At 40.6% G+C, this 14,956-nt stretch carries 15 protein-coding genes; 3 read left to right on the forward strand and 12 right to left on the reverse strand.

The window, feature by feature from the left end; genetic code table 11:
* Window positions 1-129: 129 nt before the first annotated feature.
* Window positions 130-564, forward strand: a complete 435-nt coding sequence (locus PW220_RS05305; RefSeq protein WP_248054171.1) for a GNAT family N-acetyltransferase — start codon at window positions 130-132, stop codon at window positions 562-564.
* 35 nt (window positions 565-599) lie between these two features.
* Here PW220_RS05305 and PW220_RS05310 read toward each other — a convergent pair whose 3' ends face one another.
* The 4 genes from PW220_RS05310 to PW220_RS05325 form a co-directional block, all read right to left on the reverse strand.
* Entirely contained in the window at window positions 600-1,265 is a 666-nt protein-coding gene (locus PW220_RS05310) for a SatD family protein (protein WP_248054169.1), read from the reverse strand.
* 193 nt (window positions 1,266-1,458) lie between these two features.
* A complete protein-coding gene (gene ffh, locus PW220_RS05315; protein ID WP_248054161.1) occupies window positions 1,459-3,033 on the reverse strand; it encodes a signal recognition particle protein in 1,575 nt (524 codons plus the stop codon).
* Between the two features lie 12 nt (window positions 3,034-3,045).
* On the reverse strand, window positions 3,046-3,378 hold the full coding sequence (locus PW220_RS05320; protein WP_024378637.1) for a putative DNA-binding protein: 333 nt from the start codon (window positions 3,376-3,378) through the stop codon (window positions 3,046-3,048).
* Between the two features lie 117 nt (window positions 3,379-3,495).
* The gene (locus PW220_RS05325) at window positions 3,496-4,194 is read right to left on the reverse strand and encodes a GntR family transcriptional regulator (protein WP_105114737.1); all 699 of its coding nucleotides are present in this window, start codon (window positions 4,192-4,194) and stop codon (window positions 3,496-3,498) included.
* Between the two features lie 273 nt (window positions 4,195-4,467).
* On the opposite strand from PW220_RS05325, the gene guaA reads away from it, so the two are divergent.
* Together guaA and PW220_RS05335 are read left to right on the forward strand one after the other, a co-directional pair.
* Complete coding sequence (gene guaA, locus PW220_RS05330; protein ID WP_248054159.1) at window positions 4,468-6,018, forward strand: glutamine-hydrolyzing GMP synthase; 1,551 nt, start codon at window positions 4,468-4,470, stop codon at window positions 6,016-6,018.
* A 637-nt stretch (window positions 6,019-6,655) separates the two neighbouring features.
* The gene (locus PW220_RS05335; protein ID WP_248054157.1) at window positions 6,656-7,513 is read left to right on the forward strand and encodes a hypothetical protein; all 858 of its coding nucleotides are present in this window, start codon (window positions 6,656-6,658) and stop codon (window positions 7,511-7,513) included.
* A 50-nt stretch (window positions 7,514-7,563) separates the two neighbouring features.
* Here PW220_RS05335 and PW220_RS05340 read toward each other — a convergent pair whose 3' ends face one another.
* From PW220_RS05340 to prfA, 8 genes are all read right to left on the reverse strand, one after another.
* Window positions 7,564-8,346 carry a DUF6287 domain-containing protein gene (locus tag PW220_RS05340; protein ID WP_105117038.1) on the reverse strand — a complete coding sequence of 261 codons (783 nt, stop codon included), beginning with the start codon at window positions 8,344-8,346 and terminating at the stop codon, window positions 7,564-7,566.
* A gap of 9 nt (window positions 8,347-8,355) precedes the next feature.
* On the reverse strand, window positions 8,356-9,111 hold the full coding sequence (locus tag PW220_RS05345) for an SDR family NAD(P)-dependent oxidoreductase (protein ID WP_398582922.1): 756 nt from the start codon (window positions 9,109-9,111) through the stop codon (window positions 8,356-8,358).
* An 85-nt stretch (window positions 9,112-9,196) separates the two neighbouring features.
* Window positions 9,197-9,796 (reverse strand): lysozyme family protein, encoded by a 600-nt coding sequence (locus PW220_RS05350; protein WP_105124587.1) that lies wholly within the window; start codon window positions 9,794-9,796, stop codon window positions 9,197-9,199.
* Complete coding sequence (locus PW220_RS05355; protein ID WP_248054152.1) at window positions 9,797-10,771, reverse strand: nucleoid-associated protein; 975 nt, start codon at window positions 10,769-10,771, stop codon at window positions 9,797-9,799.
* The gene (gene glyA, locus PW220_RS05360) at window positions 10,771-12,030 is read right to left on the reverse strand and encodes a serine hydroxymethyltransferase (RefSeq protein WP_248054150.1); all 1,260 of its coding nucleotides are present in this window, start codon (window positions 12,028-12,030) and stop codon (window positions 10,771-10,773) included. The genes PW220_RS05355 and glyA overlap by 1 nt, the downstream gene beginning before the upstream one ends.
* 120 nt (window positions 12,031-12,150) lie before the next feature.
* Window positions 12,151-12,750: an L-threonylcarbamoyladenylate synthase gene (locus PW220_RS05365; protein ID WP_248054149.1), complete on the reverse strand. Its 600-nt coding sequence runs from the start codon at window positions 12,748-12,750 to the stop codon at window positions 12,151-12,153.
* Complete coding sequence (prmC, locus tag PW220_RS05370) at window positions 12,737-13,570, reverse strand: peptide chain release factor N(5)-glutamine methyltransferase (RefSeq protein WP_248054148.1); 834 nt, start codon at window positions 13,568-13,570, stop codon at window positions 12,737-12,739. The genes PW220_RS05365 and prmC overlap by 14 nt, the downstream gene beginning before the upstream one ends.
* A complete protein-coding gene (prfA, locus tag PW220_RS05375) occupies window positions 13,570-14,649 on the reverse strand; it encodes a peptide chain release factor 1 (RefSeq protein ID WP_248054146.1) in 1,080 nt (359 codons plus the stop codon). Before prfA ends, prmC begins: the two co-directional genes overlap by 1 nt.
* Between the last annotated feature and the right edge of the window lie 307 nt (window positions 14,650-14,956).

The following is a 14,956-nucleotide window of genomic DNA, read 5'->3' on the forward strand; positions in this document are numbered from 1 at the left end:
TTATATGAGTAGTATAGCATAATCTTATATAAGTTTCAAGAAAATTATAGTTTTTCGGAAAGATGTACGTAAGTATAGTTCACCAAACCCACATATGCTATAATACAAACAAATACGAAAGGATGTTTTATGCTAGATTTTGTTCCTGTTAACCCTGATAATTGGCGAATTCCGTTATCAGTTTCGCCTGACCAAGCTGAGTTTGTCGCCGATAAGGTAACAACCTTGGCACGTGCCTTTGCTTATCGGATGTTTGATAGCCAGGCTTATTTGATTTACCAGCAAGATTGTCCTGTTGGTCTAGTTTTATACCATGATTTTCCTGAACGACAAGCCTATCTCATCTCTGAATTCTTCATTGATGCCAACTACCAGCGACAAGGTTTGGGTCGTCAGGCTATGACACAGTTACTGGAAAAATTCCGCTCAGAAAGAAAATTTCCAGCTGTTCAGCTCTGCATTTTATCCCAAAACACCCCAGCCAAAGCCTTGTACCAATTGCTTGGCTTTGTTGAAACGGGCGAATATGATGAAGATGAAATTATATTGCGATTAGAATTCTAAAAACAATTTACACAATATAAATTATGTAAACAACATTAACTTCTTTGACTGAGCTGCAGAATTAAATCCATAGCTGTTTTTCGATTTCGGAAATAAAGTTTTATTCCACTGGACTTCAAGCGTTTGGTAAAGGCACTTTGGCTCAGTTTCATCTTCTCGGCAATTGGCTTTTGCTTAAATTCTTCCTGATAGATTTTATTGCTGATTAAGACTTCAAACAAGTCTGTTTGTGAACTATTCCAAGTAGCTTTGATAAAATCACTTGAAGTAAGTAAAGGATTGATAACACGGTCGATTTGCTTGTATTCAGAAGAAAAAGCAACTAGGCTACTACCATAATCATCCTTATCTTGAATGACCTTTATCGCTTTTTGCGCTTCCCAATAAGCAGGTCCGTCCACTCCAATGCTTTGTTTGGGGTCGATGGCTGTTAAAATTTTCCCCAAGCCAATACCAAATTTAATTTCTAGCTGATCACGAAAAGCCAGTTGAATTTGGTCAATCATCAAAAAAATATGAGGGTTAGGCTTACATAAGGCTTGAAACTCATCTCCCTTTGTAAGGGTAAATGGCGATGCCAAGTTCTGGGAAAAAGAATAATTGATACTATTCAGCTGTTGCTTTAGAACTTCTATAGTGTTTGAACGCTGGGAAACTTGTTTTGAATGGATAATATTTCCTATTATTGCGATATAATTCATGACTTGTCCTTTGATTATCGTTATTTTTCTATTGTAACGGACATCACGGAAAATGTCTAGCATGAGGGACTTTTTTAAAACTTTCCTTTATAACGGAAATTATGAATGCGAAATAGCGCTCTTTCTGCCATCCTACTCCTATTTTCTATTGCTACAACATAACCACTTTGAACAAAAAAGTAAAAAGAAGAGATTATTTTCTCTTCTTTTTGGCTTTCTTGATTTTATTGGCTTGGCGTTTCATGGCTTGTTTCATAGCAAACTCACCAATTTTACCTTTCAGACCGCCTCCAAACATTTGGGACATGTCTGGCATGCCAGCTCCCCCCATCAGTTGGCTCATATCAGGCATTCCTGCACCGCCCATCATGTCTTCAAGAGCAGACATATCCATACCATTCATATTTGGCATATTTTTAGGAAGATTATTTGGGTTAATACCCATTTGCTTCATCATCTTGCCCATATCACCAGACATGACGCCTTGCATCATTGTTTTGGCTTGGTTGAAATCTTTGATAAATTTATTAACTTCTACAAAGCTATTTCCTGAACCGTTAGCAATACGACGACGACGGCTAGGTGTTAACAAGTCAGGATTTTCCCGTTCGGCAGGTGTCATAGAAGATACAATAGCTCGTTTTCGTGCAATTTCTCGCTCGTCAACTTTCAAGTTGGCAAGGGCTGGGTTACCAGCCATACCTGGAATCATCTTCAGCAGGTCTTCCATAGGTCCCATATTTTGAACTTGGTCCAGCTGATCGATGAAATCGTTGAAATCAAAGGTATTCTCACGCATTTTTTCAGCGAGTTCTAATGATTTCTTCTCATCATATTCCTTGCTCGCCTTCTCAATCAAGGTCAGCATGTCACCCATACCTAAGATACGAGAAGACATACGGTCTGGGTGGAAGGTTTCAATATCTGTGATTTTTTCACCAGTACCGGTGAATTTGATTGGCTGACCAGTGATGTGGCGGACAGACAAAGCAGCACCACCACGTGTATCGCCGTCAATCTTGGTCAAAATCACACCAGTAATAGCCAGTTGATCATTGAACTCACGCGCAACGTTGGCAGCTTCCTGACCAATCATGGCATCGACAACCAAGAGAATTTCATTTGGTTGGGCAAAGTCTTTGATTTCTCTTAATTCAGCCATAAGGGCTTGGTCAATTTGTAAACGACCGGCCGTATCAATCAAGACATAGTCATTGTGGTTGGCTTTGGCTTGTTCTAAACCTTGGCGTACAATCTCCAGGGCAGGGACTTGATTACCCAACTCGAATACAGGTACATCAATTTGTTGACCAAGGGTTTTCAACTGGTCAATGGCAGCTGGACGATAAATATCGGCCGCAATCAAGAGAGGACGAGCATTCTCTTCCTGCTTGAGTTTGTTGGCCAGCTTACCTGTGAAAGTCGTTTTACCAGCCCCCTGCAAACCAGCCATCATAATGATAGTTGGAATTTTTGGTGACTTGATAATGTCAGACGTTTCAGACCCCAATACAGCCGTCAATTCTTCATCAACGATTTTGATAATTTGTTGAGCGGGGTTCAGGGTTTCAATGACTTCATGACCGATAGCACGTTCACGTACTTTTTTGATGAAATCTTTTACAACTGGCAAGGCAACGTCGGCTTCTAGTAAGGCCAGACGGATTTCCTTGGTGGCTTCTTGGATATCACTCTCAGAAATTTTCCCCTTACGACGTAGGTTTTTAAAAACACTCTGCAAACGTTCTGTTAAGCTTTCAAAAGCCATATACTTCTCCTCTTACTCTCTATTATCAATACTGGTTAAAATGGCGATTTTCTCCTTCAAATAAGCATCTTCTGGATACTTAGTGAGTATTTCATCGAAAATCTGACTACGCACTACATAGTCAGAATACATATGTAGTTTCATCTCATAATCTTCCAGTAATTTTTCTGTTCGTTTAATGTTATCATAGACCGCCTGACGGCTAACTTGAAATTCCTCAGCAATCTCAGCCAAGCTATAATCATCTGCATAATATAGCTCAATGTAGTTCATTTGCTTATCTGTCAGCAAGGCTGCATAGAATTCAAACAAGGCGTTCATTCGGTTGGTTTTTTCAATTTCCATAAGCTTTATTATATCAAAAATTCCGTCTTAAATAAATAGAAACATCTGCTTCCGTACCTAGAAAACAGATGTTGTTTACATAATTTATGTTATGTTGCAAAAATAGGAAAACATATACTAATTATTCTCCAGATAAAACTCGAATCGTTCACCAACATACTGGCTATTGACATACTCAAAGGCTTGACCGTCTTCCAGATAAGAAACCTGTCTTAAAGCTAGAATAGCTTGATTTTTCGAAATCTCTAAATATTTGGCAACCTTTTCATTAGCCAGTCGGGCAAAAATGGTTTGTTTACTTGTTCCGATCCGATAGCCATTATCAATAAGGGTTTTGAAGAAATGGTTAGTCACATCTTCCTTGGGAACGTTCTTAATCAAGCGTTCGGGAATGCTGGCTACCTCATAGACCACAGGGACATTATCAGCATAGCGAACCCGCTCCATCCGAATAACGTATTCTCCCTTGCCTAAAGCAAGTTGCTCAACTTCTTTCTCATTTGGTTTGGTACGAGTATAAGACAACAACTGACTGCTCGGCATTTTCCCTTGGAGTTGTACCAATTCAGTAAAAGAGGTTGTTCCACGCATCTTTTCTTGGACCCGTGTGCTGGCTACATAGGTTCCAGACCCCACCTTACGTTGAAGAACTCCTTCTTCGACCAGTAGGGTAATGCCCTGGCGCAAGGTCATCCGTGAAACGCCAAACTCGTCAGCCAAATCGCGCTCACTGGGTAAGCGTTGTCCAACTGCCCAAACTCCCTTGTCAATCTGTTCTTTTAATTTATCATGAATGGTAATATATGCTGCTTTCATCTGATTAGCCTTTCTTACTCCTAGTTTATCAAAATATCCGAAATTTGACCAATCTAGACCGATTTTTATCTGCAAAAACTTGCTAGACAAACAATCATCTGAATTTCCCTATAACAAAATCAGTAAAAAACAGAAAAAAACGAACGCTGTTTTTTCTAAAATCCACCATAGTTTGCAAAACAGATATTTAACAAATATAGTTTGGAAAATGTTCGTTTTTATGATAAAATAAGTAACAGTATTTGAATTATTTTCAAAACGAAAGGGAAAAACATGACAAAACAAGATGTCCAAAAAATTATTGTATTGGATTATGGTAGCCAGTACAATCAGCTCATCTCACGCCGCATTCGTGAGTTTGGTGTCTTTTCTGAATTGAAAAATCACAAGATTACTGCTGAAGAAGTCCGTGCCATCAATCCGATTGGTATTGTTCTCTCTGGTGGTCCAAACTCTGTTTACGCTGAAAATGCCTTTGATATTGATCCAAAAATCTTTGAATTAGGAATTCCTGTCTTGGGAATTTGCTACGGTATGCAGTTGATCACGCATAAATTGGGTGGTAAGGTACTACCTGCTGGCGAGGCTGGAAACCGTGAATATGGTCAATCAAACTTGCAATTGAAAGTTGAATCAGCCTTGTTTGATAACACACCTGAAGAGCAATTGGTTCTGATGAGCCACGGTGATGCCGTAACGGAAATCCCTGAAGGTTTCAACTTGGTTGGTCTATCTGCTGACTGTCCTTTTGCTGCTATTGAAAACACTGAACGCCGTATCTACGGTATCCAGTTCCACCCAGAAGTTCGTCATTCGGTTTATGGTAATGATATTTTGAAAAACTTTGCGTTTGGTATCTGTGGAGCCAAAGGCGACTGGACCATGGAAAACTTCATTGAAACTGAGATCGAAAAAATCCGTCAAACAGTTGGTGACAAGAAAGTTCTTCTTGGTCTTTCAGGCGGTGTTGACTCATCTGTTGTCGGCGTCCTTCTTCAACGCGCTATCGGTGATCAATTGACCTGTATCTTCGTTGACCACGGTCTTCTTCGCAAAAACGAAGGCGATCAGGTAATGGAGATGTTAGGCGGCAAGTTCGGTCTGAATATTATTCGCGTTGATGCTGCTAAGCGTTTCTTAGACCTACTTGCTGGCGTATCTGACCCTGAAAAGAAACGTAAAATCATCGGTAATGAATTTGTTTACGTCTTTGACGACGAAGCAAGCAAGCTGACGGATGTTGAGTTCTTGGCGCAAGGTACTCTTTATACTGATATCATCGAGTCTGGTACCGATACGGCTGAGACAATCAAATCTCACCACAACGTTGGTGGTCTTCCTGAAGATATGCAGTTTAAGTTGATTGAACCACTTAATACTCTCTTCAAAGATGAGGTACGTGCTCTTGGTACTGCTCTCGGTATGCCTGACGAAGTCGTGTGGCGTCAGCCGTTCCCAGGACCAGGTCTTGCCATTCGTGTCATGGGTGAAATTACCGAAGAAAAACTCCAGACTGTTCGTGAATCTGACGCTATCTTGCGTGAGGAAATTGCAAAAGCAGGTCTTGACCGCGATGTGTGGCAATATTTCACTGTCAATACTGGCGTTCGCTCTGTAGGTGTCATGGGTGATGGTCGTACCTACGACTACACTATCGCCATCCGTGCTATCACTTCTGTTGACGGAATGACTGCTGACTTTGCCAAACTCCCATGGGAAGTCCTTCAGAAAATCTCTGTCCGCATCGTAAACGAAGTAGACCACGTCAACCGCATCGTCTATGATATCACAAGCAAACCACCAGCAACAGTTGAGTGGGAGTAAAACAGTCTGGGGATAGACTGTTTTACCCGTCGCCTAAAAATAAAAGAGCGTCGAAGCCTGGGGATAGGCTGTTTTACCCGGCGCCTATAAATAAGGAAGTGTCGCAAGCCTGGGGATAGGCTCTATCAGCCAGTCCATCAAGACTAATTTACCCGACGCTATAGTTGAAAGAATAACTACAACCCGTAGAAAAGCAGATTTCTACGGGTTTCTTGTAACAAAAACCTTCCGATTTCCACTTGCTTCAAACAATATTATTTGAAACTATATATACATAGAAAAAGGCATTTATTATACATTCGTACGGCATTTGCTGTCCAATGGTAATAGCTAGACCAGACTTTGTCGCCTATGACCATCTTTACCAAAATAATCTTAGTCGGCGACTAATGAAGTTTGTTTTCGGCATTCCCTTGATTTGTTATACAGTCAAAAATCCTCAAAAGATGAAAATAATAAAACCCTCTTTGACTTCCAAATCTTCGAAGGTTTTGAGCCAAGGCAACTTAATAAAAAACAGGAATAATATACAAGTCATCCCCTATTGTTCTTCAAACAGGGGATATCTTCTATATAACTGTTTAACAAATTAAACTTTTGTCTGGATTTGAAATATATTTTTTGCTATACTAATCATATGAAAACTATGACACTTGGAAAATTACTGGCATTACCCCATTTTCATCATTTTTATAACCTGCCTATTAGTGAAAATTGGGAAGGTCCTGAAAATTATATAGTTGTTTTTGAACAGAATGGTCAAGCTGTATTTGTTGATTTGAATAGTGAAGTTGGTCACACTCACGAGGCACGTTTTGCTAGTCATTTTCATAAAGACAATCTTTTGGTTGGTTTGGGGGCTGTTCCTGTCAGCACCTGGCCTACTTGCCAAATCCTTACCATAGAGAAAAATAGCAATCAGAGGGGGATTGCCCTTGCTAACTTAGTTGAACATTACGGACACCTATCTGTTTTTAAGGAAATAGCAGAGCAGTATCGACTACGTGAACGTTCAACGATTTATGACCCCTATCGCTATTCCTATACCATTGATGAGAAGAAAATTGACAAGACCAGTCAATTAAATCTGGTACCCCGTAAAGAATACGAAAAAATTAGAGATTTTCATCCATTTTTACAGACAAATAGAGGAAATGTCTATGCTGTACCTTGTTACTACAAGGACAATAAAAGAAATCGAGAAACAAAAATCTATATCATGGGCTGGTATTTTTACGAGAAACAGTTAAAAATATCCTGGAAACCATCTCATTCCAGAAAAAGTCGATGGCGTTCCTCAATAGTTTCGGTAGATAAGCTGTCTGAACGCTACTTTTTCCAGGGGGAACTTTATAAGAAAGGCTCCTTCCCCATTTTCTTGGATAATCTCATCATACAAAACAAAAGCTACCAAAAACGGTTAGACACAGAATTCGCCGCCTTCCTCCGTATCATCGAAAAACAAAAGCAAGCAGCCAAATTGCGCATAAAATAAAGCTGAGCCTAATGGGCCCAGCCTTATGATTCCAAGATGTGTACCTATCCCTAGGGTTGATAGACAATCTGATAATTAGCATTGACAATCACACCATTTTGATAGACAGAATAGTGAGTGTTGTCATTGCCTTCTAAGACATTATATGGAATGGTTTCCGTCCGTGTATAATTCCCTTCTATTACTCGCCAATTATTCTCGCCAAGAATAGAATTAGCATATTCGATGGTCTTTGGACCGCTTTCTAGTTGAATACCAGTTTCTGTATTCTTGAGAGGATCTATACCCTCGCTAGACGTATTGCTGACACGGTAAAAGGCATCTACATCCAGTTCTGCTGCTCCAACCTTTGTCAAAATGCGATCTCGTGTTGTATCCGTCGGATCACTTCCAGCTGAGTAAAGTGATTGGCTAAGTAAGGTATCTTTAGGCAACATCATCAAACTCACTTCACCGATATTATTATCAATGTAGCCCGTTTCAAAAATACCATCCGTAATTTTTCCTCGTCCCAACAAATTTTGGCTTTCATCAACCAATCCTTTTATATTAAAGACGAGAGTTTCTCCACTGCTATTTTGCCAGGTTCCAATAATGCTATCATAGTTTCCTTGCATTAAAGAATCAATATCCATAGATAATATTGCATCCATCTCTACTGAAGTAGAGGTTGTGTTATCACTACTAAAAGAACTTGAAGTGCTATTTTCACTACTAGTAGTAGTCGAACTTGTCGCTGAACTAGAACTTACTTGATTTTTATTTGGACTACAGGCAAAAAGAGTAGTCAGTGTCAGAATGCTTACTAAAATTAATGGGTAGTTCTTTTTCATATTGTTCTCCTATTCTCTATGAATGGTGAAGCCAGTGGCCTGCTTAGTAGCCATAATGGTCATATCTGAAATCTGAACGTGCTGAGGCTGATTGGCTACAAATAAGGTACAATTGGCAATATCTTCAGCTTGTAGGGCATCAATCCCTTGATAGACTCCTGCTGCCCTTCCCTTGTCACCATGGAAACGAACCTGACTAAAGTCAGTTTCAACAATACCAGGTTGCAGGGTTGTAACCTTGATATTTTTATCGATTGTATCAATCCTAATACCATCAGACAGGACCTTAACCGCTGATTTTGTAGCAGCATAGACCGCTGCGCCAGCATAGGCATAAATCCCAGCAGTAGAGCCAATATTGATGATATGCCCTTCGTTGTGTGCAACCATCTGGGGCAATATCTGACGTGTAACAGTTAACAAGCCCTTTATATTGGTATCGATCATGGTCATCATATCGGTTAAGTCATAGTCTTGAAACTTATCCAAGCCTAAAGCCAGACCTGCATTGTTCACCAAGATATGAACTTGTCCCACTTCTTGCAGTATCTGTTGGCAAGAATCAATAACTTGCTCACTATTTGTCACATCAAATGAATAGATGTAAACCTGAACATCATAATTATTCTCAAGATCACATTTTATTTCATTTAATTTATCTTTTCTGCGTCCAGTAATGATGACATTGTCACCATTCTTAGCGAAAGCGTAGGCGATGGCTTTCCCAATGCCACTGGTTGCGCCAGTAACCATACAATTTCTCATATCGATCATTCCTCATTCTGTCTATATAATCATTATATCATTTTTTAGCAGGAAAATAAAAACAACCAAGAAATTTTCTCGATTGTTAAAAGATGTTCATCAAACGCATCAGGTGCATATTAAAGCGAACCTGTCTGGCGTAGTAAATATTTCCACCATTTACATAGAGTTTGCCACCGTGGAGGAGGGCAATTGGATGATAATAGGTATAGGTTTCTCCACTTGTATTTCCAAGACTAGGAGCTACTACTGTTTTTGAATATTCTTCGGCTAGAGCTAGGGTATGCTCGCCGCCGTTTTCAGCCACAAAATCAATATAAGCAGGTCCGAAATTGTAGGCTTGGACAGCAGTCCAGACCTCAACTCCTTTTTCCTCTGCTAAGCGTAAATTTTCTGATAAATAGACTATTCCTTGGCGGATACTTTCCTTACTATCTGTAATGGTATTTGTATAGCCTGTTGCAGATTCACTGGACTGCATAACATCTGCTTCTCTCCCCTTGGTTTCTGTGTAAATCATTGCCAAGACAAGTTCTTCATTGGCCCTGGTATCGTTCTCTGCTAGAACTTCTTGAACCATAGCCTGATAGGTCATAACTTGCTTGACATCCTGATAGGTCTGGAAGGTTTTTACTAGTAGAAAAACAAGGGCGATAAGGCTAATCGCTCTTATTAGTTTTTTCATTTATTTGCTCTTTATGTCTTCGATATTTTTGATTAGAATGGAATAAGTTCCATTATCATTTTGGATAAACTCTACAGATTCAGCGTCTTGATAGACGGCATTAGGAACAATCAACTCAATGCCATTTGAAAGAGATAATTTTTGATTTTCAAACTTTTTCAGTTGACGACTGTTGTCAATCTCATCGAAGGAAATCTTATCTGGAATGACTTCTTTTAATTGATCAACAAAATTCAAACGAGCAGTCAAATTGTTATCAAAAAGCTGGTCTGCCAATTTTTCAGGAGAAAGTTCATTATCTTCTTCTAAATGGTTAAAAATAGCAGACTTGACCTTGGACTGAAATTGGAAATCTCCTTGGTGAAAATTGTCCGCAATCTTTTGTGCGGTCTGTTCAACTGCTTTGATGGATTTCTTGGCAGAAATGGCTGGCGTGACCTGCAAGAGATTATCTGAAAAGTAATGAAGAAAGGCTCCATTATGCTTAATTCTCTTTTCAATCAAATAATACTTGCGTGTCTGTAGATTGATGATTAAGGCTTCATCTGGTGTAGAACCTGCTCCTGGTAGATTGTTTTGAGTGATTTTTAGCGGGCTATCACTTTCTGAACCAACGTGGGCCAGGTTTTCACGCAGGGTAATTCTTAGAAAGGCGAAATGCTCCACACCATTTCGTTCGAATTCGATGAAGATTAAATCATTGGTCTTGAGATTTTCTGAAATGGAAAATTCTTCTTTCCAAAGGCCAGCAATCTTGACAGAATTGGTCAGTAAATCCTCTTTTAAGTAATCAAGAAAAGGACTATCTGGCTCAAACTGTCCAGTTTTGGCTTCATCAGAAAACACACGCTCGATTTTCTTGCGCAGGTATTCTTCAATTTTAGGACTGACAGTCAAAAGCTGGTCGGCAAGGACCAGCTCTGTGTCATCAGGACTAAATTGATGTATAATAGCTTTTTTTACAAATATATCCATTATAAACCTTCGTAAAGTGGGAATTGTTCTGTCAAAGCACGGACTTCTTGACGGACTTCTTCAAGAACTGCTTCGTTTTCAGCATTTTCAAGTGCTTTGATAGTCAATTGAGCAACCTTACGCGCTTCTTCCACTCCAAAACCACGGGCTGTGATAGCTGCAGCACCGATACGGATACCGCTGGTCTTAAATGGCGAGAGTTTTTCGTAAGGGATTGAGTTTTTATTTAGGGTGATATTTACTTCATCTAGGAGATGTTGAGCAACCTTTCCGTTTTCAACGACTTTGGTCACATCAACTAAGAAGAGATGGTTGTCTGTGCCGCCTGTAATAACTTTGAAATTAGGGTTGGCAAGGAAGACTTCTGCCATTGCCTTGCTGTTATCAATAATCTTTTGAGCGTAATCTTTAAAGGCTGGGTCTAAGACTTCTTTGAAGGAAACAGCTTTTGCGGCGATAACATGCTCAAGTGGACCACCTTGGATACCAGGGAAGATGGCAGAATTGATTTTCTTGATAAGAGCTTCATCATTGGTCAAAATCAAACCACCACGAGGTCCACGGAGGGTTTTGTGGGTTGTAGTCGTTGTGATATGAGCATGAGGAACTGGGTTTGGATGGAGGCCAGCTGCTACAAGACCAGCGATATGGGCCATATCCACCATCAATTTAGCACCAACTGCATCTGCGATTTCACGGAATTTTGCGAAATCAATGGTACGAGCATAGGCTGAAGCACCTGCTACAATCAGTTTAGGCTGCACTTCTTTTGCCTGCTCTAAAATAGCATCATAGTCAAGCAAACCAGTTTCTTCGTCAACGTTGTAAGCCACAAAGTTATAGGTTTGTCCTGAGAAGCTTACTGCAGCACCGTGGGTTAAGTGACCACCGGCTGACAGGTCCATACCCATGACAGTGTCACCTGGCTCAATCAAGGCCATGTAAGCCGCGCAGTTGGCTTGGCTACCTGAGTGTGGTTGAACATTAGCATACTGAGCACCAAATATTTCTTTAGCACGTTCAATAGCAAGACTTTCGATGACGTCAACGCACTCTGTACCACCATAGTAACGACGACCTGGATAGCCTTCGGCATACTTGTTGGTTAAAATAGAACCTTGGGCAGCCATAACGGCTTTAGTCACTACGTTTTCAGAGGCAATCAATTCAATATTGTTTTGCTGGCGTGCTTCTTCTGCTTTGATAGCCTCCCAAACTTCTTTGTCGAATTCTTTGAAATCTACTTTGTCAAAAATCATTTACGGTACTCCTTTATAAGTGCTTGAAAAAACAATAATGCAGTTTGTTAGATTTATATCCCAAATGCTCGTAAAAACACTATGCTTACTTGCAGTTTCAGTATAATGCGACTAAATCAACTATTCAAATTCTATCTCAGGTACTTCTTTCATGATAGTTTCACGACTAATCGCTCCCTGGCGTAAAATTCGTGCTTTTGGTCCAGAAAGGTCCAAGATAGTAGAATCAATGCCCGTTAAGGCATTGTCATCAGCCACTCCTTCCAATTTTTCAGAGAATTGTGATAGAAGTTTGGTAAACTCTTTTCCACTTTCTTGACCAGAAACATTGGCTGACGGTCCGATTAGAGGTCCTGTTTCGGTAATCAAACGTAGCGTTTTTTCGTGATTTGGCAGACGAAATCCAACTGTATCCAGACCTGAATTAACCCAAAAAGGAACGTTCTTGTTCGCTTTTAGGATAATCGTTAGCGGTCCTGGCATAAAACTATTATACAATTTTTCCAGAAAAAAGGGTGGATTTTGACTGAAAAAATAGATATCGTTCAGATTTGAAACATTTAAGTTCATGGCCTTGTCCCTAGGACGTTGTTTCAACTGATAAACACGATTGACCGCATCTTCATTCAAGGCCTGGGCAAAGAGACCATAGACAGTTTCAGTCGGCAAAACAACAGCCCCACCACTTTCGAGGATTGTTCGGAGTTTATCCATTGTCATCCACTACAACCTTTCTATCCTGACCGAATTGGTCTTTTATAACGCGAACACGCTTTTCGGGAAAATGCAGGACCAGTAAGTCTGTTAAGGCCTGCCCTTGCTTGTAGCCAATTTCAAAGTAGAGTTTTCCATTTTCCTTCAAAAATGCCCCTGCCTGTTCCGCAATTTGTCGATAGATGGCCAGCCCATCTTCTTCTGCGAACAGGGCTAAATGTGGTTCCGATGTTAAAACATTGGCTCCAACTTCGTCCTTGTCGTCTGGTGAGATATAAGGTGGATTGGAAACAATGATATCAAATTGACCTGTCACAGCTTGCAAGACATCCGACTGTATGAATTGAACAGAAACCTGATTGCTTCTTGCATTTTCCTGAGCCACTGCCAAGGCATCTTCTGAAATATCTACTGCTACCACTTCCCAATCAGGTCTAGCTTTTGCAAGGGAAATTGCAATAGCACCGCTTCCTGTACCGATATCTAAGATACGCAAACCTGCTCTGCTATTTTCCTGCAAAATCAAATCGACCAATTCTTCCGTTTCTGGTCTTGGAATTAAAACCCGCTCGTCCACCGCAAACTTCAAGTCGTGAAAATCAGCCTTGCCGATAATGTACTGGGCAGGTCGGTGCTGGGAGAGTTGCTGAAAAATATGGTTTAGTAGCTCTTGGTCATCTGGACTAACGTCCTGGCGGAGCAAGAGGAGAAATTCCGTAAAATTCAGTCCTTTTAAGCCTCGAAAGGTGAAGGACAGGGACTCTGCCTCTTCACCTATTGCTACTAATTCTTCTTCGTATGCTGCAAATAATTGAGCGTAATTCATTATTTATTAAGCTCTTCCAGTTTTTGTGTTTGGTCGTAGAGTACAAGGGCATCGACAACTTCGTCCATCTTACCTGACAAGATGGTATCGAGCTTCTGCAAGGTCAAGCCGATACGGTGGTCTGTCACACGGTTTTGTGGGAAGTTGTAAGTACGGATACGCTCTGAACGGTCACCAGTACCGATAGTTGATTTACGCTCTGCATCCTGCTCATCTTGGGCAATCTGTGCAAAGTGATCAGCTACACGGGCACGGATAATCTTCATAGCTTTTTCACGGTTTTTCTGCTGGGTCCGTTCTTCCTGCATTTCCACCTTGATGTTGGTTGGCAAGTGAACGATACGCACGGCAGTCGCAACCTTGTTGACGTTCTGTCCACCAGCACCAGATGCGTGGTAGATATCAACACGGAGGTCTTTTGGATCAATGTCGTATTCTACTTCTTCTACTTCTGGCATGATGAGGACAGTTGCTGTTGAGGTGTGGACACGACCTTGGCTTTCTGTTACAGGGACACGTTGGACACGGTGAGCTCCTGACTCATACTTGAGTTTTGAATAAACGGATTGGCCAGATACCATGGCAACCACTTCCTTGATACCACCAACACCGTTATATGAAGCCTCCATGACTTCAAAACGCCAGCCTTGACCTTCTGCATATTTTTGGTACATGGTCAAAAGGTCACCAGCAAAGAGGGCAGCCTCGTCACCACCTGCAGCACCACGGATTTCCAAGATGATGTTTTTGTCATCGTTAGGGTCTTTGGGCAAGAGAAGGATTTTCAACTTTTCTTCATATGCTTCTTTGTCAGCTTTTGCTTGTTTTAGTTCTTCCTTAGCCATTTCCTCCAAGTCAGAATCGCCAGAAGATTCTTTGATCATTTCTTCTGCATCGACAATGTTTTGAAGTACATTCTTATATTCACGGTAGGCTGTTACTGTATCACGAGTTGCCGCTTCTTCTTTGGACAACTCCATAAAACGCTTGGTATCGCTGACCACATCAGGGTCAGACAACAATTCACCAAGTTCCTCATAGCGGTCCTCCACCGCCTGTAATTGATCGTAGATGTTCATAAAATTAAGATATTAAGGGCGTTAAACGAACAAAGCAAAAATAGGAGTTTTGACGAAGGACGAAAGCGTCCTAGGAAAAACTATCATTTTTGCACAGTTCGTAGCCCGAATTCAGTTCCTTTCTAAAAATTTGGAAAGAACACACTTCTAGTTAGCTTGTAGGGCGTGTGCAGTTCTATTAAGATACAAAGCCCGTTAAACAAGCACAGTCAAAATAGGAATTTCGACAAAGTGTTACAAACACTTGGAGAAATTATCTTTTTGACACAGCTTGTAGGGCGTGTTCAATTCATTTCTGTAATATATA

Source organism: Streptococcus sp. 29892, from assembly GCF_032594935.1.
Lineage (GTDB): Bacteria > Bacillota > Bacilli > Lactobacillales > Streptococcaceae > Streptococcus > Streptococcus hyiners.

What these genes read in the sequence shown, in the direction of transcription:
- PW220_RS05365 (WP_248054149.1), bottom strand. Translation starts at nt 12,750, where the DNA reads ATGACAATGGATAAACTCCGAACAATCCTCGAAAGTGGTGGGGCTGTT.
- prfA (WP_248054146.1), bottom strand. Translation starts at nt 14,649, where the DNA reads ATGAACATCTACGATCAATTACAGGCGGTGGAGGACCGCTATGAGGAA.
- PW220_RS05325 (WP_105114737.1), bottom strand. Translation starts at nt 4,194, where the DNA reads ATGAAAGCAGCATATATTACCATTCATGATAAATTAAAAGAACAGATT.
- PW220_RS05345 (WP_398582922.1), bottom strand. Translation starts at nt 9,111, where the DNA reads ATGAGAAATTGTATGGTTACTGGCGCAACCAGTGGCATTGGGAAAGCC.
- PW220_RS05355 (WP_248054152.1), bottom strand. Translation starts at nt 10,771, where the DNA reads ATGGATATATTTGTAAAAAAAGCTATTATACATCAATTTAGTCCTGAT.
- guaA (WP_248054159.1), top strand. Translation starts at nt 4,468, where the DNA reads ATGACAAAACAAGATGTCCAAAAAATTATTGTATTGGATTATGGTAGC.
- PW220_RS05335 (WP_248054157.1), top strand. Translation starts at nt 6,656, where the DNA reads ATGAAAACTATGACACTTGGAAAATTACTGGCATTACCCCATTTTCAT.
- PW220_RS05305 (WP_248054171.1), top strand. Translation starts at nt 130, where the DNA reads ATGCTAGATTTTGTTCCTGTTAACCCTGATAATTGGCGAATTCCGTTA.
- PW220_RS05350 (WP_105124587.1), bottom strand. Translation starts at nt 9,796, where the DNA reads ATGAAAAAACTAATAAGAGCGATTAGCCTTATCGCCCTTGTTTTTCTA.
- PW220_RS05320 (WP_024378637.1), bottom strand. Translation starts at nt 3,378, where the DNA reads ATGGAAATTGAAAAAACCAACCGAATGAACGCCTTGTTTGAATTCTAT.
- glyA (WP_248054150.1), bottom strand. Translation starts at nt 12,030, where the DNA reads ATGATTTTTGACAAAGTAGATTTCAAAGAATTCGACAAAGAAGTTTGG.
- PW220_RS05310 (WP_248054169.1), bottom strand. Translation starts at nt 1,265, where the DNA reads ATGAATTATATCGCAATAATAGGAAATATTATCCATTCAAAACAAGTT.
- prmC (WP_248054148.1), bottom strand. Translation starts at nt 13,570, where the DNA reads ATGAATTACGCTCAATTATTTGCAGCATACGAAGAAGAATTAGTAGCA.
- PW220_RS05340 (WP_105117038.1), bottom strand. Translation starts at nt 8,346, where the DNA reads ATGAAAAAGAACTACCCATTAATTTTAGTAAGCATTCTGACACTGACT.
- ffh (WP_248054161.1), bottom strand. Translation starts at nt 3,033, where the DNA reads ATGGCTTTTGAAAGCTTAACAGAACGTTTGCAGAGTGTTTTTAAAAAC.